Origin of the sequence: Tabrizicola sp., assembly GCF_041911175.1 — a bacterium.
Lineage (GTDB): Bacteria > Pseudomonadota > Alphaproteobacteria > Rhodobacterales > Rhodobacteraceae > Tabrizicola.
Genome location: NZ_JAYRPN010000040.1, coordinates 1 through 24,280 on the forward strand (window position 1 = coordinate 1; position 24,280 = coordinate 24,280).

Consider the following 24,280-nt stretch of genomic DNA (forward strand, 5'->3'; position numbering starts at 1 on the left):
AGACCGCCCGCGCCGCCGAGCCCGCCGGGGCAGCCGCCGCCGCTGTGGAAGCGCCGGTCGCGCCGCGCATCCAGATCAACCCGGTCAACCGCCGCCCCGCCCATCCGCCGGTCGAGCCGGAGGCCGAGGTCGAGGACGATGTCACCGCCCCGGAACCCTCGCTGCAGGACGTGATCCCGGATGGCGTCGCCGCCAAGCTGGCCCGCATCCGCCGCTCGGTCGGCCCGAGCGTGGCCGAAGCCGCCGCCCCGCTCTCGGCCTTCGCCGCAGGTCCCGACCTGTCGGACGCGTCCGACGCGGAGGAGGCCATCGCCGCCGTCTCCGCCGAAGCCGAAGCCGAAGTGGAAGAAATCGCCGAGCCCGTCGTGGCGCAAAGCGCTGCCGAGGATATCGAAACCGTCGCCGCCTGGCTGGAAGAACCGGCGCCGCTCGAAGCGCTTGCCGAGGTCGAGGAAGCGAAAGCCGCGGACGTCGCGTTTGCCGGGTCCGAGGTTGCCGAGATCGAACCGCTGGCCGACGACCTGACCGTCGCCTTCGCTGACGTGGAGATCGCACCCGACCTCGACGATGGCTGGACCGACGATGCCGCAATGGCGAAAGAGGAAGCCGAGGACGAGGCCGCCCCCGCCGAAGCCGTCGTTGAGGAGGAAGCTGACGAAGACCTCGCGCTGGTTGCCGCGCTGGATGGCCTCGATGCCGAGACTGTGGCACTGGACGACGCCCTGCCGGAAGACCAGCCGACCGCCTTCGCCCTGGCCGAGGCCGAGGTCGAAGACCCGCTGCCCGAAGCCATCGCCGAAGAGACGGTCGAGGAATTCCTTGCCGAAGAGACGGTCGAAGCGGCCTTGGCCGACGCGCCGGTGGCCGAAATCGCCGAAGCCGCAGAGCCGGAGCCGCCGGTGGCCAAGCCTGCCGCAAAGGCGCGTCGGGTGAACTCTCGTGTCGTCCGGCTGCACCCCGACGAGACGCCGGACGACGACTATGACTTCGGCGCGACCCGGGTGCTGGCCGCAAGCGATGATTCCGATGAGATCGCCCGCCTGCTGCAACAGGCCGAAGAGGTCATGGCCGAGGACGAGAACCGCCGCCGCCAGGAAGCGCTGTCGCGCCTCAAGGCCGCCGTCGTCTCGACCGAGGCCGACCGTGCCGACATCGACTATGAGGCGCCGAGGGTCGAAGCCAACCTCAACCCCTATCGCGATGACCTGGCCGAGGTGATCCAGCCCGACCTGACGCCCGAGCCTCCTGCCGCGCCCGAGGTCAAGCCGCGCCGCAAGTCGGTGAACATCCGCCCGACGGAACCGCGTCCCGGCACCATCCGCCCCGGCCTGATCAGCCCGCCGCCGCTGGTGCTCGTCTCGGAACAGCGCATCGACCGCGTGTCTCCGGCGGTTGCGCCTGCCCCGGTCGCCGCGCCCGTCCCGGCCGCGGCGCAAGCCCCCGCCCGGGCCCCGGTCGTGCCCGGCATCAGCCCGTCGCTGCCCGAAGGCCAGCCGATGGTCGCGCTGCGCACAGGCCGTCTCTCCGGGGCCATCGGCGTCGGTGCGGCTGCGGTTGCGACCAGTGCGCCCGCCCGCAACATCGTGCTGGAAAAGCCGTCCTACGGCACCGCCACCGAGACCGACGACGATGAAGACCTGGCCGAGGACAGCAGGGAGATCGACGAAAGCGGACTTGCGGCCTTTGCCGATCAGGTTGGCGCGAAGTCGATGGCCGAAATGCTGGAAGCCGCCGCTGCCTATGCCACCTGCGTGGAAAAGCGCAGCCAGTTCACCCGTCCGCAGTTGATGCGCCGGATGGTGGCCTCGGCTGGCGGCAAGCCGGTCAGCCGCGAGGACGGTTTGCGCAGCTTCGGCACGCTCCTGCGCACCGGGCGGATCGAGAAGGTGACGCGCGGCCACTACAGCCTGGCCGACAACTCGCCCTACCTGGCCGAGGCGCGCAGGCTGAACTGAGCCCGCAGCACCGCGCTGCCGGAATATTCAGGCGGATGGGCCCGACCCGTCCGCCTTTTTCGCATCCGGGTCCGCCTGCCCGATGCCCCGGAAGATGAAGCGGAACGGCAGCGCCCAGGCAAAGCCAAGGCCGACATAGATCGCCAATTCCACCAGCACCGAGGGCCGTTCGATCAGCCCGACCAGCGTCACCGCCGCCACGACATAGAGCGGCAGGCCGACCAGCAGGATCACCAGCGCCCAGCGCCTGCGGGCTGCGTAGCTGAGCGCCATTCCCGGCTCCTCAATCGGCGAAGGGATCGGTGACAAGGATGGTGTCATCCCGCTCGGGCGAGGTGGACAGCAGCGCGACCGGGCACTGGATCAGCTCCTCGATCCGGCGGACATACTTGATCGCCGCGCCGGGCAGTTCCGCCCAGCTCCGCGCCCCGGCGGTGGTTTCCGACCAGCCTTCCAATTCCTCGTAGATCGGCTTGCAGCGCGCCTGTTCGTCGGCGGCAATCGGCAGATAGTCCAGCCGCTGCCCGTCCAGGTCATAGGCCACGCAGATCTTCAGCGTCTTGAACCCGTCCAGCACGTCCAGCTTGGTCAGCGCGATGCCCGAAACGCCGGAAGTCGCGCAGGTCTGGCGCACCAGCACCGCGTCGAACCAGCCGCAGCGGCGCTTGCGCCCCGTCACCGTGCCGAATTCATGCCCGCGCTCGCCCAGACGCTGCCCGTCCGCGTCGTGCAGTTCCGCCGGGAACGGGCCTTCGCCGACCCGGGTCGTATAGGCCTTGACGATGCCCAGCACGAAGTCGATGGCCGTCGGCCCGACCCCCGTCCCCGTCGCCGCCTGCCCGGCGATGGTGTTGGAGCTGGTGACATAGGGATAGGTCCCGTAGTCGATATCCAGCAAGGACCCCTGCGCCCCCTCGAAGAGGATGCGCTTGCCCGCCCGCCGCGCCTCGGTCAGCACCTTCCAGACCGGCCCGGCATAGGGTTTGATCTTCGGCGCAATCTCCAGCAGCGATGCCTTCAGCGCCGCCGCATCGACCGGCTCCAGCCCGAGGCCCGCGCGCAGCGCATTGTGATGGGTCAGCAGGCGGCCGATCCGGGTATCCAGCGTCGCCGCGTCGAACAGGTCCGCGACGCGAATCGCCCGGCGGCCGACCTTGTCCTCATAGGCCGGGCCGATGCCGCGCCCGGTGGTGCCGATCTTCGCAACGCTCGTCTGTGCCTCGCGGCCCCGGTCCAGCTCGCCATGAATCGGCAGGATGAGCGACGCGTTCTCGGCCAGCATCAGGTTCTCGGGGGATACATCCACCCCCTGCCCGCGCAGCTTCTCGATCTCGGCCACCAGGTGCCAGGGATCCACCACCACGCCGTTGCCGATCACCGAAAGCTTGCCGCCCCGCACGATGCCGGAGGGCAGGAGCGACAGCTTGTAGACGGTGTTGCCGATCACCAGCGTGTGGCCCGCATTGTGCCCGCCCTGGAACCGCGCGATCACATCGGCGCGCTCGGACAGCCAGTCGACCAGCTTGCCCTTGCCCTCATCGCCCCACTGGGCCCCCACGACGACGACGTTGGCCATTGCTCATCCCCGAGTCACGTTCAAACCACGGGGGGTATATCGGCAGGCGGTTGGCGGGGAAACCCTTCAAATGCGGCGCGAGGTGACATAGACCCGCGGCAGACCCGCCAGACCCATGCTTCGGAGCCCCCGCCGATGACCGACGTCACGATCTACCACAATCCGGCCTGCGGCACCTCGCGCAACACCCTGGCCCTGATCCGCGCCGCCGGGATCGAACCCGTGGTTGTCGAATACCAGAAGACCCCGCCGTCGCGCGACACGATCCGGGCGCTGGCTGCCGCCATCGGCGTGCCGCTTCGCGCCCTCTTGCGGGAAAAGGGCACGCCCTATGCCGAGCTTGGCCTTGGCAACCCCGACCTGACCGACGACCGGCTCCTCGACGCCCTCGAAGCCCATCCGATCCTGCTCAACCGTCCCATCGTCGTGACCGGCAAGGGCACCCGGCTCTGCCGCCCGTCCGAGGCTGTCCTCGGGCTCCTGCCGCCGATGACCGGCACCTTCACCAAGGAAGACGGCGAGGTCGTGGACCTGTCGGCCGGGGCCTGACCCGACCGTCCCGCCCGAATGCAGAAGGGGCGCACCAGCGGCGCGCCCCTTTCCGTCCGTGTCACAGGCAATCAGAACGCCGAGGTCAGCGCCGCATTGAACGCCCCGTGCCGCGGGTTCAGGATCGAATCCGCCACGCTGTTCATCGGCAGGGCCGGACCCTTGGCCCCGAACGGGACCGTCAGGCCAAGCCGGACCGCGTCCATGTCGGTCCCCGCTCCGAAATCGGTGTTCGCAAGCTCAAGCGAAACCGTGGCGCCGAAACCCGTGGTGGCACCCAGGTCATAGCCGATGCCCAGGCCCGTGGTGTCGAAATTCGCGCCGGAGATGAAGAAGTCTGCCTTGCTGATCCCGCCGTAGACGATGAAGGCGTCCTTGAACACATAGCTTGCCGCCACGCCCTTGAAGTCGATGTTCTGCGACGCGCCACCCGCCGAAAGATCGGCACGCAACCACGCCGCCCCGGCTTCCAGGCCCGGCTGGCCGGTGTAAGAGAGGGCGACCCCGAGGTTGTCGATGTCCACTGACCCGAAGAGCGGCGGCGAGATCGAGGTCTGGCCCACGAACGCCTCGACATCAAAGCCCTGCCCTTCATAGCCAACCGACAGACCGTTGGTTTTCAGGTTCAGATCGATCGGGGACAGATCGGCCCCCATCGTCAGCCGGTCGGCATAGGCACCAACCCGCATGCCGTTTGCGAACTTGTAGGCCGCATCCAGCGCGATGAACTCCCCCTCCAGCGAGATCGGCGTGCCGGAGACCGGCATGTCGATCTTCCCGACCTGCACGCCGAAAAGGATGCCGTTGCCGAAGTCCAGATTCAGGCGGCCATCCAGGCCCTTCTCCTTGATATCGTTCGGGCCGAAGGCACCGTCCAGCTTGCCATAGGTCAGCGTCGCGCCCCCGGTGACGGTGATTTCAGCGGAAGCCAGCGCGGGCACAACCGTCAGGGCAAGAGCAAGCAGAGCCGTGTTTTTCATTTTTCTACCTCATTCGGCGCATTGGGTCGCCATTCATTCCAGATCATGAACATATCGCACCCGCCAGCCTTTGGCCCGGAGCAAACGCATCTTCCAGGCGGAACAAATTCCAAGTGTTGCACATATCCCTCAGGCCCGATCATGGCCAATCGGGTCCTGATGCGATCCGCATGGCCGTCGGAAGCCAGACCGCGCGGCGATGCAGCTGCATCCTTTCGCTTGGCCCTTCCCGACGCGCTGCGCTAGGATGGCCTGGCAAGCAACCAAGGCGGGCGAACATGGGCTTCCTTCTGCGCTGGATCGGCGCCTTCATCCTTCTCGCCGCGATCTTCAACCCGACATCCTGGAACTATGTCACCTGGGCGCGCGCGGCCTGGGGCGACCAGACCCCGCTGATCGTGTTTCTGGGCCTTGTCCTCGCGGTGGTCGCGATGGTCTATCTTGTCGCCACCCTGCGCTCGATCGGCATCCTCGGCGCGATCATCATCGCCGCGATCTTCGCCGCCGGGCTCTGGGTGCTGACCGACTGGGGCCTTCTCGGGCTGCAGAACTCGGCGCTGAACATCTGGCTTGGCATCCTGGTGCTGTCGCTGATCCTCGGCATCGGCATGTCCTGGTCGATCCTGCGCCAACGCCTTTCGGGCCAGCAGACCACGGACGAGGTCGATGGCTGAGACGCTCCTCTACCTGACCCTCGGCACCAACGACCTCGACCACGCCGCGCGGTTCTATGATGCGGCGCTCGCTCCCCTCGGGCTGATCCGCCGCGCGACCGAGAGGACCGAGATCGGCTACGGCCTCCCGGGCGACCGCCGTGCGCGGATCTGGGTGACGCTTCCCTTCGACGGCCATCCCGCGACCGTCGGCAACGGCTCGATGCCCGCCCTGGTCGCCCCCGACCAGGCGGCGGTGAAGGCCTTCCACGCCGCCGCCCTGGCGCAGGCCGGAACCGACGAAGGCGCCCCCGGCTATCGCCCCCACGGCCCCGCCTTCTATGCCGCCTATGTCCGCGATCCCGACGGCAACAAGCTTTCCGCCGTCCACGAAGGCTGATCCATTCATACTGGCGCAAATATCCCCGCCGGAGGCTCGCAACGCCGCAACGCTCCGCCCCGCCCGGCGCCCTTCCGCGGCAGCGCCGCCGAGCGGGGGCTCAATGCCCCCCGAGGCGGCACCCCCGTCCGGGAACCCTTGCGCCCCGTTGCCCTTCCGCCTAGATAGGCGCGTCAGCCTTCGGGAAGCCTAATGGAAAACGTCGTCCTTACCATCCACCTGATCCTTGCGCTCCTCCTCATCGGGGTCGTGCTCCTGCAGCGCTCGGAAGGCGGCGGCCTTGGCATTGGCGGCAGCGGCAGCACCATGTCGGCCCGGGGCGCGGCCACCGCGCTGACCAAGCTGACCTGGATTTTCGCCACGGCCTTCATCGTGACCTCGATCACGCTGACCATCCTTTCGGCCCGGGGCGGCAACACCGGTTCGGTGGTCGACACCACTGCCCCCGCGGCCGAGGCTCCGGCAGCCCCCGCAGCCGAAGAACCCGCCAAGACCGGCGGCGGCCTCGCGGGCACCGACCTGACCCTGCCGGGACCCAGCACCGATGCGCCCGCCTCGCCGCCTCCGGCGGATGCTCCGGCTGCGCCGCCGGCAAATCCCTGACCCTACAACTGCTTGGACTGATCCTGGCGTCGCCCGCATGATCTAGCGGCGGGCGTTGCCTATCCGAACGGGAGCCGCTATATGTCGACTCCCGTGGTGCCGCGATTCCACCGATCCCGAATCGCGCTGTTTGACACGGGGAGCCGCACTTGGCGCGTTACATCTTCATCACCGGCGGCGTGGTTTCTTCCCTCGGCAAGGGCCTGGCCTCCGCCGCATTGGGCGCATTGCTGCAGGCCCGCGGCTACACGGTCCGTCTGCGCAAGCTTGACCCCTACCTGAACGTCGACCCCGGCACGATGTCGCCATTTGAGCATGGCGAGGTCTTCGTCACCGACGATGGCGCCGAGACCGACCTCGACCTCGGCCATTACGAACGCTTCACCGGCGTCTCGGCGCGCACCACTGACAGCATCTCCTCCGGCCGGATCTATTCCAACGTGCTGGAGAAGGAACGCCGCGGCGACTACCTTGGGAAGACCATCCAGGTGATCCCGCACGTCACCAACGAGATCAAGGACTTCCTGCGCATCGGCGACGACGAGGTCGACTTCATGCTCTGCGAGATCGGCGGTACCGTCGGCGACATCGAGGGCCTGCCGTTCTTCGAAGCCATCCGCCAGTTCATCCACGAACGCCCGCGCGGCCAGTCGATCCTGATGCACCTGACGCTGCTCCCCTACCTCGCGGCCAGCGGCGAGCTGAAGACCAAGCCCACCCAGCACTCGGTCAAGGAACTGCAATCCATCGGCCTTGCCCCCGATGTCCTCGTCTGCCGCAGCGAACACCCGATCCCGGATCGTGAGCGGGAAAAGATCGCCCTCTTCTGCAACGTGCGGAAAGAGGCGGTGATCCCCGCCTATGACCTGAAGACCATCTACCAGGCCCCCCTCGCCTATCACCGCGCGGGCCTCGACCAGGCGGTGCTCGACGCCTTCGGCATCACCCCGGCGCCGAAGCCCAACCTCGCGCGCTGGGAAGACGTGATGGACCGCATCACCCACCCTGAGGGCGAAGTCCGCGTCGCCATCGTCGGCAAGTACACCCAACTGGAAGACGCGTACAAATCCATCGCCGAGGCCCTGACCCACGGCGGCATGGCCAACCGCACCAAGGTGCGCGCCGAATGGATCGACAGCGAAATCTTCGAGCGCGAGGATCCGGCGCCCTGGCTGGAGAACTACCACGCCATCCTTGTCCCCGGTGGCTTCGGCGAACGCGGCACCGAGGGCAAGATCAAGGCGGCCGAATTCGCCCGAACCCGCAAGATTCCCTATCTGGGCATCTGCCTCGGCATGCAGATGGCGGTGATCGAGGCGGCGCGGAACCTTGTCGGCGTGAAGAACGCGGGGTCCGAGGAGTTCGACCACGAAAAGGGTGCGAAGCGCTTCACCCCGGTGGTCTACCACCTGAAGGAATGGGTGCAGGGCAACCACACCGTGCGGCGCAAGGCGGACGACGCCAAGGGCGGCACCATGCGGCTTGGCGCCTATACCGCGAACCTCAAGGACGGCTCGGCCGTCGCGCGGATCTACGGCACCAATGTCATCGAGGAACGCCACCGCCACCGCTACGAGGTCGACATCCAGTATCGCGACAACCTGGAGAAATGCGGCCTTCTGTTCAGCGGGATGAGCCCGGACGGCCGCCTGCCCGAGATCGTCGAGGTCAAGGATCACCCCTGGTTCATCGGCGTCCAGTTCCACCCCGAGCTGAAGTCGAAGCCCTTCGCCCCGCATCCCCTGTTCGCCGATTTCGTGCGGGCGGCGGTCGAGGTGTCGCGGCTGGTGTAACCTCGGAACAACCCCGGAGCCCGGCTCCCGGGGTTGGCACATCCGCACAAGCCTGCTCATGATCCATGAAATTTCGGTCATACTGCAGCGCAGAAAGTCAAAAAAGTATCATGAATCGCTCTCCGCTGAGGTAGCCGCGGCCGATTCTTTGCGGCACTCTTCCTGTCATGGGCCGTCGCCTGAAGTGACCGCCCATCCTGCGTAGAGGAACGCGGGTGGTGGAAAGGGGGGGGCGATGCAACCGGATCTCGAAGTCGTCCAGATCGGCCAGGGCCAGTCCTTCAAGGCCTGGGAGCACGGGCTGCCCTTCCACACCGTCCGCTGGCATTTCCACCCCGAGCTTGAGGTCCACCACGTCGTCGCCACCTCGGGGCGCTGCTACATCGGCGACCATATCGGCGAGTTCGGCCCCGGCCAGCTTGTCCTGACCGGGCCGAACCTGCCGCACAACTGGATTTCCGATGTGCCCGAGGGCACGGTTATCCTGCTGCGGAATCGCATCGTCCAGTTTCCCGAGGCGCTTCTGCACCAGATTGCCGAGCTGTTCCCCGAAACCGGCGGCTTCACCCAGCTGTTCGATCTCAGCCGCCGGGGCGCGCTTTTCACCGAAGACTGCACCGCACAGGTCGCCCCGATCCTGGCGGAACTCGTCGGCGCGAAAGGCCCCCGCCGCGTCAGCCTGTTCCTCGACCTCCTCGCCCATCTTGCCGCCGACACCGGCGCGCGGGCGCTGGCCTCCGACGCCTACCTCCCCGACCCGTCGGGCTTCATGACGGCGGGCGTCAACAAGGCGCTGGCCTACATCAACGGCAACCTGACCGAGGATTTCACCGAAGCCGATCTTGCCGCCACGGCAGGAATGACCCCGTCGGCCTTCTCGCGCAGCTTCCGCCGCCATACCGGCATGGGTGTTGTCGAATACGTCAACCGCCTGCGGATCAATCTCGCCTGCCAGATGTTGATGAACGAGCCGGACAAGACGGTCACGGACATCTGCTATGCGGTGGGCTTCAACAACCTGTCGAACTTCAACCGCCAGTTCCTGCGCCGAAAGGGAATGCCACCCAGCCGGTTCCGCGCCCTGCACGAGGACAACCGCCCGCTGGCCGCCTGACGAAAGACCGATCCGAACAACTGGCCGCGCCCGACCCTCCGGTGCGCAGCGTGGCCGGTATTGCCCGAAGCCCGGGCAAGATCACGCGCAACCGGGAAAGGCCCCGAACGTCCCTAGACGACCGGGAGAGATTTGCGAACCACCAAGGGAGAGAGACGATGACCAAGACCAAACTGATGCTGCTGGCCGGAACCGCGCTGGCACTGACCTCCCGCGCAGGCTTTGCGCAAGAGGCCGCGACCGTGGCTTTCCTGATGCCCGACCAGGCCTCGACCCGCTATGAAGAGCATGACTTCCCCGGTTTCGAGGCCGAGATGAAGAAGCTCTGCGCCGATTGCACGGTGATCTACCAGAACGCCAATGCCGATGTGGCGCTGCAACAGCAGCAGTTCAACTCGGTCCTGGCGCAGGGCGCGAAGGTGATCGTGCTCGACCCGGTCGACAGCGCCGCCGCCGCCGCGCTGGTGACGCTGGCGCAGTCGCAGGGCGTCAAGGTCATCGCCTATGACCGCCCGATCCCGGATGCCCCGGCCGACTACTACGTCTCCTTCGACAACAAGGGCATCGGCCAGGCCATCGCGCAGTCGCTGGTCGACCATCTGAAGGCCACCGGCGTGCCGGACGGCGCGGGCGTCCTGCAGATCAACGGCTCGCCCACCGACGCCGCCGCCGGGCTGATCCGCGACGGGATCGACGCCGCCCTCGACGCCTCGCCCTACAAGACGCTGGCCGAGTTCGACACCCCGGACTGGGCACCGCCGGAAGCCCAGCAATGGGCGGCGGGCCAGATCACCCGCTTCGGGGCCGAGATCGTCGGCGTGGTCGCCGCGAACGACGGCACCGGCGGCGGCGCCATCGCGGCCTTCAAGGCGGCGGGCGTCGACCCCGTTCCGCCGGTGACGGGCAACGACGCGACCATCGCGGCCTTGCAGCTGATCATTTCGGGCGACCAGTACAACACCATCTCGAAACCGTCCGAGATCGTCGCGGCGGCGGCGGCCAACGTGGCGGTCGCCTTCCTCAAGGGCGAAACCCCCGAGGCGAAGACCACGCTCTACAACACGCCGTCGGAACTCTTCGTCCCGGCCGTCGTCACCGCCGAAAACATCAAGGCGGAAATCTTCGACAAGGGCATCAACACGCCCGACCAGATCTGCACCGGCGAATATGCCGAAGGTTGCAAGGCCCTGGGGATCACCCAGTAATTTGACCAAGGCCCGGTCCCCGCACGGGGGCCGGGCGACCACATGGGGGGAGAAGACATGCAGGCACGCGAAAGACTGCCCGCGAAGGGCGAGCGCATCCTGTCCTTGCGCGGCGTCTCGAAACGCTTCGGCGCGGTTTCGGCGCTGACCGACATCGAGCTTGACGTCCACGCGGGCGAAGTCGTCGCGCTGGTCGGCGACAACGGCGCGGGGAAATCGACGCTGGTCAAGGTGCTGGCGGGCGTCCACCAGCCGACCGAGGGCGCCATCGAATACATGGGCCGTCCCGTGTCGCTGGACACCCCCGCAACCGCACTGGAGATGGGGATCGCGACGGTCTTCCAGGACCTCGCGCTGTGCGAAAACCTTGACGTCGTGGCGAACCTCTTCCTCGGGCATGAACTGTCGCCCTGGCGGCTGGACGAGGTGCAGATGGAGGTCCGGGCCTGGACGCTCCTCAAGGAACTCGCCGCCCGCATCCCGTCGGTCCGCGAACCCGTCGCCTCGCTGTCGGGCGGTCAGCGCCAGACCGTCGCCATCGCCCGCTCCCTCCTCCTCGACCCCCGCATCATCATGCTGGACGAACCCACCGCAGCTTTGGGCGTCGCCCAGACCGCCGAGGTCCTGAACCTGATCGAGCGCGTCCGCGACCGGGGCCTGGGCGTCATCATCATCTCTCACAACATGGAAGACGTCCGCGCCGTGGCCGACCGCATCGTGGTCCTGCGATTGGGGCGCAACAACGGCGTCTTCACGCGCGAGACGTCGCACCAGGATCTCGTCGCCGCGATCACCGGGGCGGCGGAGAACTCCGTCTCGCGCCGCCAGGACCGGCTCGCCGCCGAAGCAGGGGGGACACCCGCATGACCGAAAAGCCCTCCCTCGACCGCGCCGACGCCCGCGTCCGGCACGACGACAGCCTTAAGGGCGCGCTGAAGGACTTCACCGACCGGCTCCGCTCCGGCGACCTCGGGATGCTGCCCGTCATCATAGGCCTTGTCCTGATTTCCACCGTGTTTTCAATGCTGAACCCGGTGTTCCTCGCACCCAACAACCTGGTGAACCTCCTCTTCGACTGCGCCACCGTCGGTGTCATCTCGCTCGGCATCGTCTGCGTGCTGATGCTGGGCGAGATCGACCTCTCCGTCGGCTCGATGTCTGGCCTCGCCTCCGCCATGATCGGCGTCCTCTGGGTCAATGCGGGCGTGTCCCTGCCCCTCGCCATCCTCGCCGCCCTCGCCAGCGGAGCCCTGATCGGCGCGGTCTATGCGACGCTCTACAACCGCCTCGGCATGCCCAGCTTCGTCTCCACCCTTTCAGGCCTCCTCGCCATCCTTGGCCTGCAGCTTTACATCCTCGGCCCCACCGGCTCGATCAACCTGCCCTTCGCCTCGCCCCTCGTCGGCTTCGGCCAGCTCTGGATCCTGCCCGCCTGGCTCTCCTATCTCCTCGGCCTTGTCCCCGGAGCCGTGATGGTCTGGGTCGGCCTCTCCGTCATGAGGCAGCGCCAGGCCGCGGGCCTCTCGGCCCAGCCCCTCACCCGGCTGGCGCTGAAAGCCGCCGCCCTCACCATCGCCCTCGAAGGCGCGATCTACTACCTGCACCTCGGGCGCGGCGTGCCGGTGATGTTCGGCCTCTTCGTCCTGCTCGCCGTGATCCTGAACTACGGCCTGACCCGCACCAAATGGGGCCGCTCGATGTTCGCCGTCGGCGGCAACAAAGAGGCCGCGCGGCGGTCCGGGATCAACGTCCGCAAGATCTACCTCTCGGCCTTCATGCTCTGCTCCACCCTCGCCGCTTTGGGAGGCATCCTCTCCGCCTCGCGCCTCGCCTCGTCCAGCCAGCAGGCGGGCACCGGCGACGTGAACCTGAACGCCATCGCGGCGGCGGTGATCGGCGGGACCAGCCTCTTCGGCGGGCGCGGCAGCGCCTGGTCGGCGGTGCTGGGGATCATCGTGATCCAGGCCATTTCCAACGGGCTGACGCTGCTGAACCTGTCGTCGTCCCTGCGTTACATGATCACCGGGGGCGTCCTTGCCGTCGCCGTGATCGTCGACAGCCTGGCCCGCCAATCGCGCGTCAGCCACGGCCGCGGGTAAGGAGACCGACATGAGACTGACAGGAAAAACCGCCGCGATCACCGGAGCGGCCTCGGGGATCGGCCTCGAATGCGCTCGCGCGATGCTGGCCGAAGGGGCGAAGGTCGTGCTGATCGACCGCGCCGGGGACAGGCTGCAAGCGCTCTGCGCCGAGCTTGGCCCCGACGCCCACCCCCTGCAGGTCGACCTCCTCGACGGGGCTCAGGCCAGCGGCATCCTGCCCCGCATCCTTGCGCTGACCGGCCAGCTCGACATCTTCCACGCCAATGCGGGATCCTACGTCGGCGGCCCGGTGCAGGACGGCGACCCCGATGCCTGGGACCGGATGCTGAACCTCAACATCAACGCGGCCTTCCGCTCGATCCATGCGGTGCTCCCCCACATGATCGAACGGAAGACGGGCGACATCCTGCTGACCTCCTCGATCGCCGGTGTCGTGCCCGTGGTGTGGGAACCGATCTACACCGCCTCGAAATTCGCCGTGCAGGCCTTCGCCCACACGATCCGCCGCCAGCTTGCGCCCCACGGCATCCGCGTCGGCGCGGTCCTGCCCGGCCCGGTGGTGACGGCGCTTCTCGACGACTGGCCGAAGGCGAAGATGGAGGAAGCCCTGGCCAACGGCAGCCTGATGCAGCCCGTCGAAGTGGCGGAGGCGGTGGTCTTCATGCTGACCCGCCGCAAGGGCGTCGTGGTGCGCGATCTGGTGATCCTGCCCAATTCGGTGGACCTGTGACATGCTGATCGGGGTCGATGTCGGAACCGGAAGCGCCCGCGCCGGGGTGTTCGACGCCAAGGGCAAGCTTCTTGGCGTGGGCAAGCACCCCGTCATCCTGTGGCAGGAACCCGGCGAGATCGTCGAGCAATCCTCCGACCAGATCTGGCAGGCCGTCTGCACCGCCGTGCGCGAGGCGCTGCAAGCCTCGGCCATCGACCCCGCCACCGTCACCGGCATCGGCTTCGACGCCACCTGCTCCCTCGTCGCCATCGGCGACCGGGGCCAGGGCATCCCCGTCGGCCCTTCCGGCGACCCCGCCCGCAACGTCATCGTCTGGATGGACCACCGCGCGCAGGCCGAGGCCGAGGAGATCAACGCCGGGGGCCATGCGGTGCTGGACTATGTGGGAGGCCGCATCTCGCCCGAGATGGAGACGCCGAAGCTTCTCTGGCTCTCGCGCCACCTGCCCGACAGCTTCGCCAGGGCCGCGCATTTCTTCGACCTCTCCGATTACCTGACCTGGCGCGCGACCGGACGGCTGGCGCGGTCCTCTTGCACCGTCACCTGCAAATGGACCTACCTCGCCCACGAAAACCGCTGGGATGACGACTACTTCCGCGCCATCGGCCTTGGCACCCTCGCCGACGAGGGCTTCCGCCGGATCGGCACCGAAGTTGTCCCCCCCGGCACCGCGCTTGGCCCGCTGAACGCGATGGCCGCGCGTGAGCTTGGCCTGCCGGAAAGCGTCACCGTCGCCGCCGCGCTGATCGACGCCCATGCCGGGGGCCTTGGCACTCTTGGCGTCACCCTGCCCGGCGACGCCGACCCCACGCGGCGGCTGGCCTATATCTTCGGCACCTCCGCCTGCTCGATGGCCTCGACGCCCGAGGCCACCCCCGTCCCCGGCGTCTGGGGGCCCTACTACGACGCCATGCTCCCCGGCCTCTGGCTGAACGAGGGCGGCCAGTCGGCGGCAGGCGCGGCGCTCGACCACCTGATCCACCTGCACCGCGACGCGGGCACCATCGCCGGGGAGGCCGCGAGCCAAGGCCGCCCGCTCATCGCCCATGTCGCCGACCACGCCGCCCACATGGCGCAGGACCCCCTCACCGCCATCCGCGCCCTTGAAGACCTCATCGTCGTGCCCGAGTTCCTCGGCAACCGCTCGCCCCTCGCCGACCCGCAGGCCCGCGCGGTGATCTCGGGCCTCGGCCTCGACCGCGGCATCGACAGCCTCGCCCGGCTCTACCTCTCCGGCCTGACGGGCATCGGCTACGGCCTCCGCCAACTCCTCGACGCCTTCAGCGACAAGGGCATCACCATCACCACCCTGATCGCCAGCGGCGGCGCCGCGCAAAGCGACCTTGCCTGCCAGCTGCTCGCCGACAGCACCGGCCTGCCCGTAGCTTTGCCCGAGGCGCCCGAGCCCGTGCTCCTTGGCGCCGCCATGCTGGGCGCGATGGCCAGCGGCACCCACCCCGACGCCGCCGCCGCGATGGGTGCCATGTCCGGCAAAGCGCGCCTTTACGCCCCGGCGACCGGAGACCTCGCCGCCCTGCACGACAGGCGCTACGCCGCCTTCACCACCCTGCAACAGGCCGCCCGCGACATTCGCAGGATCCTCGCCACCCCCTGACCGGGGCCAGCCTCACTGTCCGACCAGATGCCCCCCGCCGATATCGACCAGCCGCACCCGGGGCGGGCCGGAGCCCGGCGCGTGCAGCGGGCTTGGCACCTCTCCGGCCAGACGCGACGCGGCGGCGCGCTGGTGGGCCGGGTCGGGCACCGGCACCGCGTCGATCAGCCGCCTTGTATAGGGGTGCTGCGGGTTGCCGAAGATCTGCGCCCGCGTGCCCAGCTCGACGATCTGGCCCAGATACATCACCCCGACCCGGTCCGAGATGTTGTCAACCACCGCCATGTCATGGCTGATGAACAGGTAGGACATGCCGAACTCGGATTGCAGCGCTCGCAGCAGGTCGAGAACCCGGGCCTGCACGCTGACATCCAGCGCCGAGACGCTTTCGTCGGCAATGATCAGGTCGGGTTGCAGGGCCAGCGCCCGGGCGATGCAGATGCGCTGCCGCTGCCCGCCGGAGAATTCATGCGGATAGCGGTCCAGTTGCCCCGCCTCCAGCCCGACCCGCGCCATCAGGTCTGCCGCCCGCCCCCGCTGGCTGGCCGCATCGCCGATCCCGTGGATCGCCAGCGGCTCGGCAATCAGCTCGCCCACCCGCATCCTCGGGTTCAGCGCCGCCATCGGGTCCTGGAACACCATCTGCACCTTGCGGCGCATCGCCTTCTGGCCCGGCGCATCCAGCCCGCCCAGCGCCTGCCCGGCAATCTCGATCCGACCGCTATGGGGGGCCAGCCCGACCAGCGCCTTGGCGATGGTGGACTTGCCGCAACCGGATTCGCCGACCAGCGCAAAGGTCTCGCCCTTGCGGATGTCGAAGCTCACATGCTCGACCGCGTGGACGTTCTGCGTCACCCCGCCCAGAAGCCCGCCGCGCAGGGGATAGCGGACCACCACATCCTCCAGCCGCGCCACCGGCTCCGTCGTGACCGGAGGCCGCACCACCCCCTGCCCCATACGTGGCACGGCGGCCAGAAGCGCGCGGGTATAGTCCGCCTGCGGCTTGCCGAAGATGTCGGCGGTCGCCGCCGCCTCCACCTGCCGCCCCTGCCGCATCACGATCACACGGGTTGCCATCTCGGCCACCACGCCCATGTCATGCGTGATCAGGATGATCGCCGTCCCCATCTGCCGTTGCAGGTCGCGGAGCAGGTCCAGCACCTCGCGCTGCACCGTCACGTCCAGCGCCGTCGTCGGCTCGTCCGCAATCAGCACCTCGGGCTTCAGCGCCAGCGCCATCGCGATCATCACCCGCTGGCGCATCCCGCCCGACAACTCGTGCGGATACTGTCCCATCCGCCGCTCGGGCTCCGACAGCCGCACCGCCCGCAAAGCCTCCACCGCGCGCTTCGCGGCCTCGGCCCGGCCCACCGCCTCATGCGCCCGGATCGCCTCGACCAGTTGCGCGCCCACCGTCATCACCGGGTTGAGCGAGGTCATCGGCTCCTGGAAGATCATCGCGATCCGGTCGCCGCGCACCGCCCGCAGCGCCGGTTCGGGCAGGCCGATCAGGTTCTCGCCCCCCAGCAGCACCCGCCCCCCCGTCACCCGCACCGCAGGCGGCGGCAGCAGCCCCATGATCGCGAGCGACGTGATCGACTTCCCCGACCCGCTTTCCCCGGCAATCGCCAGCGTCTCGCCCTTCGCCAGCGTGAAGGACAGGTCCTGCACCAAGGGCTTCAGCCCGCCCTCGGTACGGACCGACACACACAGGCCGTCCACCCGCAGCACGGGGTCCGGGGCCGTCACAGCCCCGGCGCTTGGCAGGGCTTCCGCCAGCGTCATTCGAAAACGACCCGCGGGAAGTAGAAGCTGACCACCCAGTTCGGCATGTCGACGATCTCGGAAATCCTGAGATCGCCGCAGACCGAGCAGAGCATGTAGGCATCCACCGCCGAAATCCCCTGCTGCGCGCACAGCAGGTCGACCATCCCCGCGACCGCATCGCGTGCCGCGCTCATCAGGTCCGGGCCGATCCCTGTCGTCGCCTCATAGCCCTTGGCGTCCAGATGCCGCGTCACCGGCCCCGGCGTGGTGAAGCGCGGGGTCTTCAACGGCTGGTTCTTCACCAGGTCCAGCGTCAGCACCACGTTCATCGGGCTTTCGATCGCCGTCCCGCAGACCTCGCCATCGCCCTGCGCCGCATGGGTATCGCCCAGGCTGAACAAGGCCCCTTCCACCTCCACCGGCAGGTAGAGCGTCACGCCCGAAGTCAGGTCCCGGATGTCGAGGTTCCCCCCCACCCGGCGCGGTGGCACCACCGAGTGCAACCCGGCTTCGGCAGGCGCGCAGCCGATGGTGCCGGAGAACGGCTTCAACGGCACCCGCGCCGACTTGCCCCACATTGCCGGCGCCATGCTGGCCGGGTCATAGGACCACAGGCACAAGGCCGGATCGGTGAACTGGTCGGCAAGCAACCCGAAACCGGGGATATTCGCCGTCCAGCCGAAGCCCTTGCCATCGAACACCTTGGGCTGGAACCCCTCCAGCGTCACCTTCAGCACGTCGCCCGGCTTCGCCCCGTCGACATAGACCGGCCCCGAGACCGGGTTGATCCGGCCGAAGTCGAGGCCCACCACGTCTTGCAGCGAAGACGACGGGCCAAGCTGGCCCGCCGAGGAATCCTGACAATGGAACTCGATGGTCGAGCCCGGCGCGACGCGCAGCGCGGGCGGCAGGGAATTGTCCCAGCCGAAATGATGCTGCGCGCCGTGGATCGTATAGTCGCAGGCCTTGCACATTACTCTTTGACCCAGACGTAGTCATAGTTGACCGGGATCGAGACGGGATCGACATAGAGCGCATCCTCGCCGCCCATCCGCTCCGACTTCATCGTGTAGCGTTCCTCGTTGAAGACCGGGACCCAGGGCGCGGCTTCCATCACCCCCATGTAGACATCGGACCAGGCCTTCAGCCGGTCCGCCGCTTTCGCCGGGTCGAACATGCTGTCCGCCGCAACCGCCTTGGCGTCCAGCGCCTCGTCGCAGAACTTCGCCCAGTTCCAGCCGCCCTCCGACGCGCCTGCGCAGCTCAGGATCGGGCCGTAGAAGTTGGACGGATCGGGGAAGTCGGCGATCCAGCCCATGCCGCCCGACCAGATCATCGGCGCCGTGCCCGCGCCCCCGGCCTCGATCACGTTGGCCTGGGCAAGGTTCTGGATATTGGCCTTGATCCCGATGGCCGCGAGGTCCTGCTGGATCGCCTGCGCGATGCGCGGGTTCGGGTCGGTGTTCATGGCGAAAAGCTCGGTCTCGAACCCGTCGGCCAGACCCGCCTCGGCCAGAAGCGCCTTCGCGCCCTCCGGGTCATAGGGATAGCCCGCGTAACCTTCCGTATAGCCCGGCATCGAGGGCGGCAGCGGCTGGGTCGCCGGAACCGCACGACCATTGATGATCTGGACGATGCGATCCTTGTTGATCGCCATGTTGACGGCCTTGCGCACTTCCAGCTTGTCGAAGGGCGGGGTGGTGACGTTCATCGTGATATAGCCGGTGTGAAGCTGCCCGCCGACCACCACCCGCGCGGCCTGCGCCGGGTCGCCCATCACCTCGGTGAACTTGGCGGGCGGGATGCCGTCGCCGGGAATGTCCACCTCGCCGTTCTGCAACCGCAGCAGCGCCACCACCGGCTCCTGCCCCACTTCGACGGTGAAGCTGTCCAGATAGGGCACGCCCGCGATCCAGTAGTCGGGGTTCTTCTCGAACACCAGCCGCTGCCCCAGCGTCCATTCCGTCAGCTTGAACGCCCCGGTCCCGACCGGCTTCTTGCCGAAGTCCGCTCCCTCGGCCTCGACCACTTCCTTCGGCACGACGAAGGAAAAGTTCAGCGCCATGACATGCAGGAAGGTCGCGTCGGGCCGGGTCAGCGTGATCTTCACCGTCGCCGGGTCAACCACCTCGACCCCGGAAAGCCCGCCGTCGCCCGCCTTGTCGAACCCGGCGATGGAGCCGAAGAAGCCCGCGCCGGGCGACTGGGTGGCGGGGTTGGTCACCCGGTCCAGCGAGTATTTCACGTCGTCGGCCGTCATCTCGCGCCCGTTGTGGAACTTCACCCCCGGCCGCAAGTGGAAGGTGTAGACCAGCCCGTCGTCAGAGATTTCGTAGCTTTCGGCCAGACCGGGCCGCAGCGTGGTGGTGCCGGGGACATAGTCCATCAGCCCGTCGAACAGCGACTTGATCATCGACCAGTTCTGCCAGTCATAGCCGATGGCGGGGTCAAGCGTCGCCACATCGTCCTTGTAGGTGATGGTGATCGTGCCGCCCGGCTTGGCGTTCGGGTCGGGCGCATAGTCCTGCGCCAGCCCGGGCAGGGCCAGCGCCAGCATCACGGCGGTCGAGGCGAGCAGGTTTTTCATTCTTTCTCTCCTGTTGGTTTTTCAGCGAAGTCTTATGCGGGGGTCGATCAACGGGGCGATCAGGTCGGCCAGAAGGTTCCCCAGCACGATGGCGCAGGCCGAGACCAGCGTGACGCCCATGATGATCGGAATATCGACGCGCTGGATCGCCTGCCAGGCCAGTTGCCCGATGCCGGGCCAGCCGAAGACGCTTTCCACCACCACGATCCCGCCCATGAAGACGCCGATGTCGATCCCGATCATGGCGACGACCGGCAGGATCGCGTTCGGCAGCGCATGGCGCAGCACGATCCGCGCGCGGGTCAGCCCCTTGGCCCGCGCGGTGCGGATATAGTCGGCGCGCAAGACGTCGATCATCGACGACCGCATCATCCGGGAATACCAGCCCGACCCGAGGACGCCCAAGGTCACCGCAGGCAGCACCAGATGGGCAAAGGTCCCGTAGCCGCCGATCGGGAACCAGCCCAGCTTCACCGCGAAGACATACAGCAACAGCAGGCTCACCACGAACTGCGGCGCCGAGACGGTGACGAAAGAGGTAAGCATCAGGGTCTGGTCCAGCGCCCGGCCCCGCCAAAGTGCTGCGACGATGCCCATCGTCAGGCCCAGCACCAGCTCGCAGACAATCGCCGCGACCATCAGGAGCAGCGTGGCAGGCAGCCGCGACCAGATCAGCTCCGCCACCTCAGTCTTCTGCAGGTAGCTCCGCCCCATGTCGCCCTGCACCAGCGCGCCCAGATAGCGGGCGTATTGCACCACGAAGGGCTTATCGAGGCCCAGTTGCTCGCGGATGTTCGCCACCGTCTCCGCCGTGGCCGACCGCCCCGCGATCTGGCGCACCGGGTCGGCGGGCAGGACATACAGCAGGAAAAAGGTGATGAAGCTGACGCCCAGCAGGATCAGCGCCGCCTGCACCAGCCGCCGGATCAGATAACCCGCCATCAGTCGCGCCCCCGTTGTGTCGGGTCCAGCACATCGCGCAAGGCGTCGCCGACCAGATTGAAGGCCAGGGCCAGCAGGATGATCGCCGCGCCGGGAATGAAGACCAGCCAGGGCGCGGTCTGGAACCAGGTCTGGTTCTCGAAGATGATGTTGCCCCAGCTTGCCGTGGGCGGCTGCACCCCGATGCCAAGGAAACTGAGCGTCGCCTCCAGGAGCACCGTGGTCGAAATCCCCAGCGTGCCCCAGACGATGATCGTCGGCAGAAGATGCGGCAGGATGTGGCGGAAGAGGATGCGCCCGGTCGAAGCCCCCAGCGTCCGCTCCGCCGCGATGAAGTCGCGCGTGGCCAAGGACGAGGTCTCGGTATAGATCACCCGCGCCGTCTGCACCCAGTTCACCAGGGCAATGACCAGCGCCACGATCCACAAGGACGGCTGGAAGATCGCCGCCAGGCAGATCGCCAGCAACAGCGCCGGGAAGGCCATCATCAGGTCGGTGAAGCGCATCAGCACCCCGCCGATCCAGCCCCGGAAGAACCCGGCGGTGATCCCGACCAAGGTGCCGATGACCAGCGCGAGGCCATTCGCCACCACCCCGATGATCAGCGACGTCTGCGCGCCGTAAAGCAGCCGGGAGAACAGGTCGCGGCCCAAGAGGTCGGTCCCCATCAGGAACTGTCCGCCCGGCGGCATCGGCGCGCCCTCCAGCGTCAACCCGTCGAACATCTGGTTGTTCGGATCGAACGGCGCAATCCAGGGCGCAAAGACCGCCCCCGCGACCACCAGCACGATGATCGCCAGCCCGATCAGCGCCATCTTGCGCCGCAGAAGCCGGGACAGCGCCCCCGGCGCTACCGCCTCACCCGCGCTCAGATCCGTCATCCGTTCCCCTCACAACACCGGCCCCATGATCGCCAGCGCATTGTTGACCAAGCGCCGGACGGGACCCCAAGCTGCGACCTCCGCCGCGGAAATCTGGCGCGACTGCCCCAGGAACTCCTCCTGCCTTGCCCGCAGCGCCGTGGTCGCCGCCGCATCCGCCAGCAGGATGTTGTTCTCGTAGTTCAGGTCGAAACTCCGGCGGTCCATGTTGGCCGAACCGATCAGCGCCAACTCTCCGTCCATCGTCAAGGTCTTCGCGTGCAAGAGGCCCGGCTGGAACTCGAACACCCGGACCCCGGCGTCCAGAAGGCCCTCGTAATGGCTCCGGCTGGCGGCGCCGACGGCAAGGTCGTCGTTCCGCGCCGGGAAGAGGATGGTGACTTCCACCCCCCGATAGGCCGCCGAGCAGATCGCCGCCTGCACCGCCTGCGTCGGGACGTAGTAGGGCGTCGTGATGAAGAGACTGCTCCGGGCGGCAAAGATCAGGCTGGTGAACATCTCGGGCATCGCCGCGTCGCGGTAGGTGGGCCCGGTCGCGACCACCTGGGCGACAAACCCCGCCCCGGGCGCCGGTTGCGATCTCCGCAGGATCCCGGTCACGTCGTCGCCACCGTTGCCCATCCAGTCGCAGGCGAAGAGATGCTGGTTCTGCCGCACCACCGGCCCGGTCAGGCGCATCACCACATCGACCCAGGGGCCGAACCGCGCCTTGGGCAGAAACGCCGGGTCCGCACAATTCTGGCTGCCGCAATAGGTCACGCTGTCGTCGATCACCAGAACCTTGCGGTGGTTGCGCAGGTCGATCCGGCCGTTCAGCATCCGCAGCAGCGGATTGCCGACCGGCAGCGCGGTCCGGGTCTGCGCGCCCGCCGCCGCCATCTGCCGCCACAAATCGGTCCGGGTGAACTTGCGCGACCCGATGTCGTCGACCATCACCCGGCAGGCCACGCCACGCCGCGCCGCCCGCATGACGGCTTCCGCCATCTTCCGGCCGTTGCCATCGTCCAGCCAGATATAGAAGACCAGGTGGACATGATCCGTCGCCGCGTCGATATCGGCCACCATCGCGTTGATCGCGCTGTCCGAATCGGCCATCAACTGCATCCGGTTGCCGCCGACCGGCCCGTAGCCCGAGATCGACTGCCCGACCTGCAACAGGCCCCGGGCCTGCCCCGGCAAGGCCACGTCCGCTTTCGGCGCTGCGTATTCGGGCCGGGGCAGCGCGGCCATGACCCGCTGCATCGCGCGGATTCGCGCCTTGCCGATGCTCGTCTGGCCAAGCAGCAGATAGGCCAGCGCGCCCAGATAAGGCAGGCCCAGCACGATCAGCAGCCAGGCGACGCGCGTTTCGGGAAGGCGGTGGCGCCGCAAGAGGATATGCGCCGACACAACCAGCGTGACGCCGAAGTGTAGCAGGATTGCGAACATACGGGCCCCGAATCCACCGTTGCCCCGGCACTCTAGCAGCCTCGCCGCGCGGCTGCGGTCGTTTTTCGCCCTGCCTGTCGGGTGCGCCTTTCCTGCCGGTATTTCGACAGCTATCCTGGCCCCATGTCGAAAAACCGCATCCTTTCGGCCCCGCCCCCCGTGCCGCAGCTTCTGCGCCCGGTCGCCCCGCCCACAAGGGTCAGCTTCGTCATCGTGCCGCGCTTTAACATGGCGACGCTGATCACCATGATCGAGCCCCTGCGCGTCGCGAACTATCTCGCGCCGGAACCGCTGTATCAGTGGGAAATCCTGTCGCCCGACGGCACCGAGATTCCCGCCTCGAACGGGCTTTCCATCACCGCCCAGCCGCTCGACGACCGCAACCGCCGGGGCGAGACGATCTTCGCGCTGGCCTCCTGGGGGGCCGAGGATTACGCCAACCGCGAGCTTTTCGCCTGGCTCCGCCGCCAGTCCCGCGACGGGGCGCGGCTCTGCGCGGTCGAGCTTGGCTGCTACCTTCTCGCCCGCGCAGGCCTCCTGACCGGCCGTCCGCTGGCGACCCACTGGTCCTGGGCGCCGGGCTTCCAGGAACGCTACCCCGACATCCCCCTCGTCGAGCAGCTCTACACCCTCGGCGACGGCATCCTGACCTGCGCGGGCGGCATGGGCGGGGTCGACCTGATGCTGCGGCTGATCGCCGACCGCCACGGCGAGGGCATGGCGGGCGAGGTCGCCGACCAGATCCTCACCCCGCCGATCCGCCCGCCCACCGCCCCGCAGCGCCGGACGCTGGGACAGGGCACCGACCAGTTCCCGCCGATCCTGCGCCGGGCCATCGCGCTGATCGAGGCGAACATCGCCGACCCCCTCACCGTCCCCGACCTCGCCGACAGCCTCGGCCTGTCACAGCGCCAGCTTGAGCGGCTGTTCCACAAGGGCCTCGGCTGTTCGGTGGTGCAGTTCGGCACCCTCGTCCGCCTGCAGCACGCCCGCGTCCTCTTGATCGCGACGAAGCTTTCGGTCCGCGAGATCGCCACCGCCACCGGCTTCAACGCGCTCAGCCACTTCGCGTCCGCCTTCCGCAAATGTTTCGCCCGCCGCCCCAGCGACTACCGCCAGGGCTGGGCGCCGACCGAGCCCGCGCCCTCCTGGCCCGGCACCCTGACCGGCTACCTCGAAACCCTGCAACAGCGCACCACCCGCGCGGTCCGGTCGAAGGCCTCCTCGTTCGACCTCATCTCCTCGTCGGTGGAGCCCCGCCCGGACGAGAGCGAAATCAGCGACGACCTCGCAACCCCAAAAATTTTCTAGAAAATTTTTGGGGTTGCCTCCCCAGGTCAACAATCATCCCTGACCCGCGGCACCAGGAAAGGAGAAACGAAGTGCAGGACGAGCGA

General features: G+C 67.9%; 22 protein-coding genes. 13 read left to right on the forward strand and 9 right to left on the reverse strand.

The window, feature by feature from the left end:
- Nucleotides 1-1,955 (forward strand): hypothetical protein (locus tag ACE3P6_RS04975; protein ID WP_374392229.1); only part of this gene is annotated, 1,955 nt, incomplete at its 5' end.
- Between the two features lie 27 nt (nucleotides 1,956-1,982).
- Here the strand turns inward: ACE3P6_RS04975 and ACE3P6_RS04980 are convergent.
- Complete coding sequence (locus tag ACE3P6_RS04980; protein ID WP_374392232.1) at nucleotides 1,983-2,228, reverse strand: DUF2842 domain-containing protein; 246 nt, start codon at nucleotides 2,226-2,228, stop codon at nucleotides 1,983-1,985.
- 10 nt (nucleotides 2,229-2,238) lie between these two features.
- Nucleotides 2,239-3,531 carry an adenylosuccinate synthase gene (locus ACE3P6_RS04985; protein WP_374392234.1) on the reverse strand — a complete coding sequence of 431 codons (1,293 nt, stop codon included), beginning with the start codon at nucleotides 3,529-3,531 and terminating at the stop codon, nucleotides 2,239-2,241.
- A gap of 135 nt (nucleotides 3,532-3,666) precedes the next feature.
- Between ACE3P6_RS04985 and arsC the strand changes: the two genes are divergently transcribed.
- Nucleotides 3,667-4,080, forward strand: a complete 414-nt coding sequence (gene arsC, locus ACE3P6_RS04990) for an arsenate reductase (glutaredoxin) (protein WP_374392236.1) — start codon at nucleotides 3,667-3,669, stop codon at nucleotides 4,078-4,080.
- A gap of 71 nt (nucleotides 4,081-4,151) precedes the next feature.
- On the opposite strand, the gene ACE3P6_RS04995 is transcribed toward arsC, so the two are convergent.
- Nucleotides 4,152-5,060: a porin gene (locus tag ACE3P6_RS04995; protein WP_374392238.1), complete on the reverse strand. Its 909-nt coding sequence runs from the start codon at nucleotides 5,058-5,060 to the stop codon at nucleotides 4,152-4,154.
- 278 nt (nucleotides 5,061-5,338) lie between these two features.
- Between ACE3P6_RS04995 and ACE3P6_RS05000 the strand changes: the two genes are divergently transcribed.
- From ACE3P6_RS05000 to ACE3P6_RS05045, 10 genes are all read left to right on the forward strand, one after another.
- Entirely contained in the window at nucleotides 5,339-5,734 is a 396-nt protein-coding gene (locus ACE3P6_RS05000) for a DUF6524 family protein (RefSeq protein WP_374392241.1), read from the forward strand.
- Nucleotides 5,727-6,113 carry a VOC family protein gene (locus ACE3P6_RS05005; protein WP_374392243.1) on the forward strand — a complete coding sequence of 129 codons (387 nt, stop codon included), beginning with the start codon at nucleotides 5,727-5,729 and terminating at the stop codon, nucleotides 6,111-6,113. The genes ACE3P6_RS05000 and ACE3P6_RS05005 overlap by 8 nt, the downstream gene beginning before the upstream one ends.
- Before the next feature lie 192 nt (nucleotides 6,114-6,305).
- Nucleotides 6,306-6,716, forward strand: a complete 411-nt coding sequence (gene secG / locus ACE3P6_RS05010) for a preprotein translocase subunit SecG (RefSeq protein WP_374392245.1) — start codon at nucleotides 6,306-6,308, stop codon at nucleotides 6,714-6,716.
- 149 nt (nucleotides 6,717-6,865) lie between these two features.
- On the forward strand, nucleotides 6,866-8,509 hold the full coding sequence (locus ACE3P6_RS05015; protein WP_374392247.1) for a CTP synthase: 1,644 nt from the start codon (nucleotides 6,866-6,868) through the stop codon (nucleotides 8,507-8,509).
- A 235-nt stretch (nucleotides 8,510-8,744) separates the two neighbouring features.
- Complete coding sequence (locus tag ACE3P6_RS05020) at nucleotides 8,745-9,623, forward strand: helix-turn-helix domain-containing protein (protein WP_374392249.1); 879 nt, start codon at nucleotides 8,745-8,747, stop codon at nucleotides 9,621-9,623.
- 158 nt (nucleotides 9,624-9,781) lie between these two features.
- Nucleotides 9,782-10,828 carry a sugar ABC transporter substrate-binding protein gene (locus ACE3P6_RS05025; protein WP_374392251.1) on the forward strand — a complete coding sequence of 349 codons (1,047 nt, stop codon included), beginning with the start codon at nucleotides 9,782-9,784 and terminating at the stop codon, nucleotides 10,826-10,828.
- Nucleotides 10,829-10,885: 57 nt separating this feature from the next.
- Entirely contained in the window at nucleotides 10,886-11,695 is an 810-nt protein-coding gene (locus ACE3P6_RS05030; protein WP_374392254.1) for an ATP-binding cassette domain-containing protein, read from the forward strand.
- The gene (locus ACE3P6_RS05035; protein WP_374392256.1) at nucleotides 11,692-12,927 is read left to right on the forward strand and encodes a sugar ABC transporter permease; all 1,236 of its coding nucleotides are present in this window, start codon (nucleotides 11,692-11,694) and stop codon (nucleotides 12,925-12,927) included. Before ACE3P6_RS05030 ends, ACE3P6_RS05035 begins: the two co-directional genes overlap by 4 nt.
- A gap of 10 nt (nucleotides 12,928-12,937) precedes the next feature.
- Nucleotides 12,938-13,660, forward strand: coding sequence for an SDR family oxidoreductase (locus ACE3P6_RS05040; protein ID WP_374392258.1), 723 nt, complete (start codon nucleotides 12,938-12,940; stop codon nucleotides 13,658-13,660).
- A 1-nt stretch (nucleotide 13,661) separates the two neighbouring features.
- Nucleotides 13,662-15,278 carry an FGGY-family carbohydrate kinase gene (locus ACE3P6_RS05045; protein WP_374392260.1) on the forward strand — a complete coding sequence of 539 codons (1,617 nt, stop codon included), beginning with the start codon at nucleotides 13,662-13,664 and terminating at the stop codon, nucleotides 15,276-15,278.
- Between the two features lie 12 nt (nucleotides 15,279-15,290).
- Here the strand turns inward: ACE3P6_RS05045 and ACE3P6_RS05050 are convergent, their stop codons facing one another.
- The 6 genes from ACE3P6_RS05050 to cls are packed head-to-tail and all read right to left on the reverse strand — an operon-like array spanning nucleotide 15,291 to nucleotide 22,883.
- Nucleotides 15,291-17,063: a dipeptide ABC transporter ATP-binding protein gene (locus ACE3P6_RS05050; protein ID WP_374392262.1), complete on the reverse strand. Its 1,773-nt coding sequence runs from the start codon at nucleotides 17,061-17,063 to the stop codon at nucleotides 15,291-15,293.
- The gene (locus tag ACE3P6_RS05055) at nucleotides 17,060-18,019 is read right to left on the reverse strand and encodes an acetamidase/formamidase family protein (protein ID WP_374392264.1); all 960 of its coding nucleotides are present in this window, start codon (nucleotides 18,017-18,019) and stop codon (nucleotides 17,060-17,062) included. Before ACE3P6_RS05055 ends, ACE3P6_RS05050 begins: the two co-directional genes overlap by 4 nt.
- The gene (locus ACE3P6_RS05060; protein ID WP_374392266.1) at nucleotides 18,019-19,632 is read right to left on the reverse strand and encodes an ABC transporter substrate-binding protein; all 1,614 of its coding nucleotides are present in this window, start codon (nucleotides 19,630-19,632) and stop codon (nucleotides 18,019-18,021) included. The genes ACE3P6_RS05055 and ACE3P6_RS05060 overlap by 1 nt, the downstream gene beginning before the upstream one ends.
- Nucleotides 19,633-19,653: 21 nt before the next feature.
- A complete protein-coding gene (locus ACE3P6_RS05065) occupies nucleotides 19,654-20,574 on the reverse strand; it encodes an ABC transporter permease (protein WP_374392269.1) in 921 nt (306 codons plus the stop codon).
- Complete coding sequence (locus tag ACE3P6_RS05070) at nucleotides 20,574-21,455, reverse strand: ABC transporter permease (RefSeq protein ID WP_374392271.1); 882 nt, start codon at nucleotides 21,453-21,455, stop codon at nucleotides 20,574-20,576. Before ACE3P6_RS05070 ends, ACE3P6_RS05065 begins: the two co-directional genes overlap by 1 nt.
- A 9-nt stretch (nucleotides 21,456-21,464) precedes the next feature.
- Nucleotides 21,465-22,883, reverse strand: coding sequence for a cardiolipin synthase (cls, locus tag ACE3P6_RS05075; protein WP_374392274.1), 1,419 nt, complete (start codon nucleotides 22,881-22,883; stop codon nucleotides 21,465-21,467).
- A gap of 123 nt (nucleotides 22,884-23,006) precedes the next feature.
- Between cls and ACE3P6_RS05080 the strand changes: the two genes are divergently transcribed.
- Complete coding sequence (locus ACE3P6_RS05080; RefSeq protein ID WP_374392276.1) at nucleotides 23,007-24,194, forward strand: GlxA family transcriptional regulator; 1,188 nt, start codon at nucleotides 23,007-23,009, stop codon at nucleotides 24,192-24,194.
- Nucleotides 24,195-24,280: the final 86 nt, after the last annotated feature.

Coding starts and splice junctions, on each gene's coding strand:
- ACE3P6_RS04980 (WP_374392232.1), bottom strand. CDS start 2,228: ATGGCGCTCAGCTACGCAGCCCGCAGGCGCTGGGCGCTGGTGATCCTG.
- ACE3P6_RS04985 (WP_374392234.1), bottom strand. CDS start 3,531: ATGGCCAACGTCGTCGTCGTGGGGGCCCAGTGGGGCGATGAGGGCAAG.
- arsC (WP_374392236.1), top strand. CDS start 3,667: ATGACCGACGTCACGATCTACCACAATCCGGCCTGCGGCACCTCGCGC.
- ACE3P6_RS04995 (WP_374392238.1), bottom strand. CDS start 5,060: ATGAAAAACACGGCTCTGCTTGCTCTTGCCCTGACGGTTGTGCCCGCG.
- ACE3P6_RS05000 (WP_374392241.1), top strand. CDS start 5,339: ATGGGCTTCCTTCTGCGCTGGATCGGCGCCTTCATCCTTCTCGCCGCG.
- ACE3P6_RS05005 (WP_374392243.1), top strand. CDS start 5,727: ATGGCTGAGACGCTCCTCTACCTGACCCTCGGCACCAACGACCTCGAC.
- secG (WP_374392245.1), top strand. CDS start 6,306: ATGGAAAACGTCGTCCTTACCATCCACCTGATCCTTGCGCTCCTCCTC.
- ACE3P6_RS05020 (WP_374392249.1), top strand. CDS start 8,745: ATGCAACCGGATCTCGAAGTCGTCCAGATCGGCCAGGGCCAGTCCTTC.
- ACE3P6_RS05025 (WP_374392251.1), top strand. CDS start 9,782: ATGACCAAGACCAAACTGATGCTGCTGGCCGGAACCGCGCTGGCACTG.
- ACE3P6_RS05030 (WP_374392254.1), top strand. CDS start 10,886: ATGCAGGCACGCGAAAGACTGCCCGCGAAGGGCGAGCGCATCCTGTCC.
- ACE3P6_RS05035 (WP_374392256.1), top strand. CDS start 11,692: ATGACCGAAAAGCCCTCCCTCGACCGCGCCGACGCCCGCGTCCGGCAC.
- ACE3P6_RS05040 (WP_374392258.1), top strand. CDS start 12,938: ATGAGACTGACAGGAAAAACCGCCGCGATCACCGGAGCGGCCTCGGGG.
- ACE3P6_RS05045 (WP_374392260.1), top strand. CDS start 13,662: ATGCTGATCGGGGTCGATGTCGGAACCGGAAGCGCCCGCGCCGGGGTG.
- ACE3P6_RS05050 (WP_374392262.1), bottom strand. CDS start 17,063: ATGACGCTGGCGGAAGCCCTGCCAAGCGCCGGGGCTGTGACGGCCCCG.
- ACE3P6_RS05055 (WP_374392264.1), bottom strand. CDS start 18,019: ATGTGCAAGGCCTGCGACTATACGATCCACGGCGCGCAGCATCATTTC.
- ACE3P6_RS05060 (WP_374392266.1), bottom strand. CDS start 19,632: ATGAAAAACCTGCTCGCCTCGACCGCCGTGATGCTGGCGCTGGCCCTG.
- ACE3P6_RS05065 (WP_374392269.1), bottom strand. CDS start 20,574: ATGGCGGGTTATCTGATCCGGCGGCTGGTGCAGGCGGCGCTGATCCTG.
- ACE3P6_RS05070 (WP_374392271.1), bottom strand. CDS start 21,455: ATGACGGATCTGAGCGCGGGTGAGGCGGTAGCGCCGGGGGCGCTGTCC.
- cls (WP_374392274.1), bottom strand. CDS start 22,883: ATGTTCGCAATCCTGCTACACTTCGGCGTCACGCTGGTTGTGTCGGCG.
- ACE3P6_RS05080 (WP_374392276.1), top strand. CDS start 23,007: ATGTCGAAAAACCGCATCCTTTCGGCCCCGCCCCCCGTGCCGCAGCTT.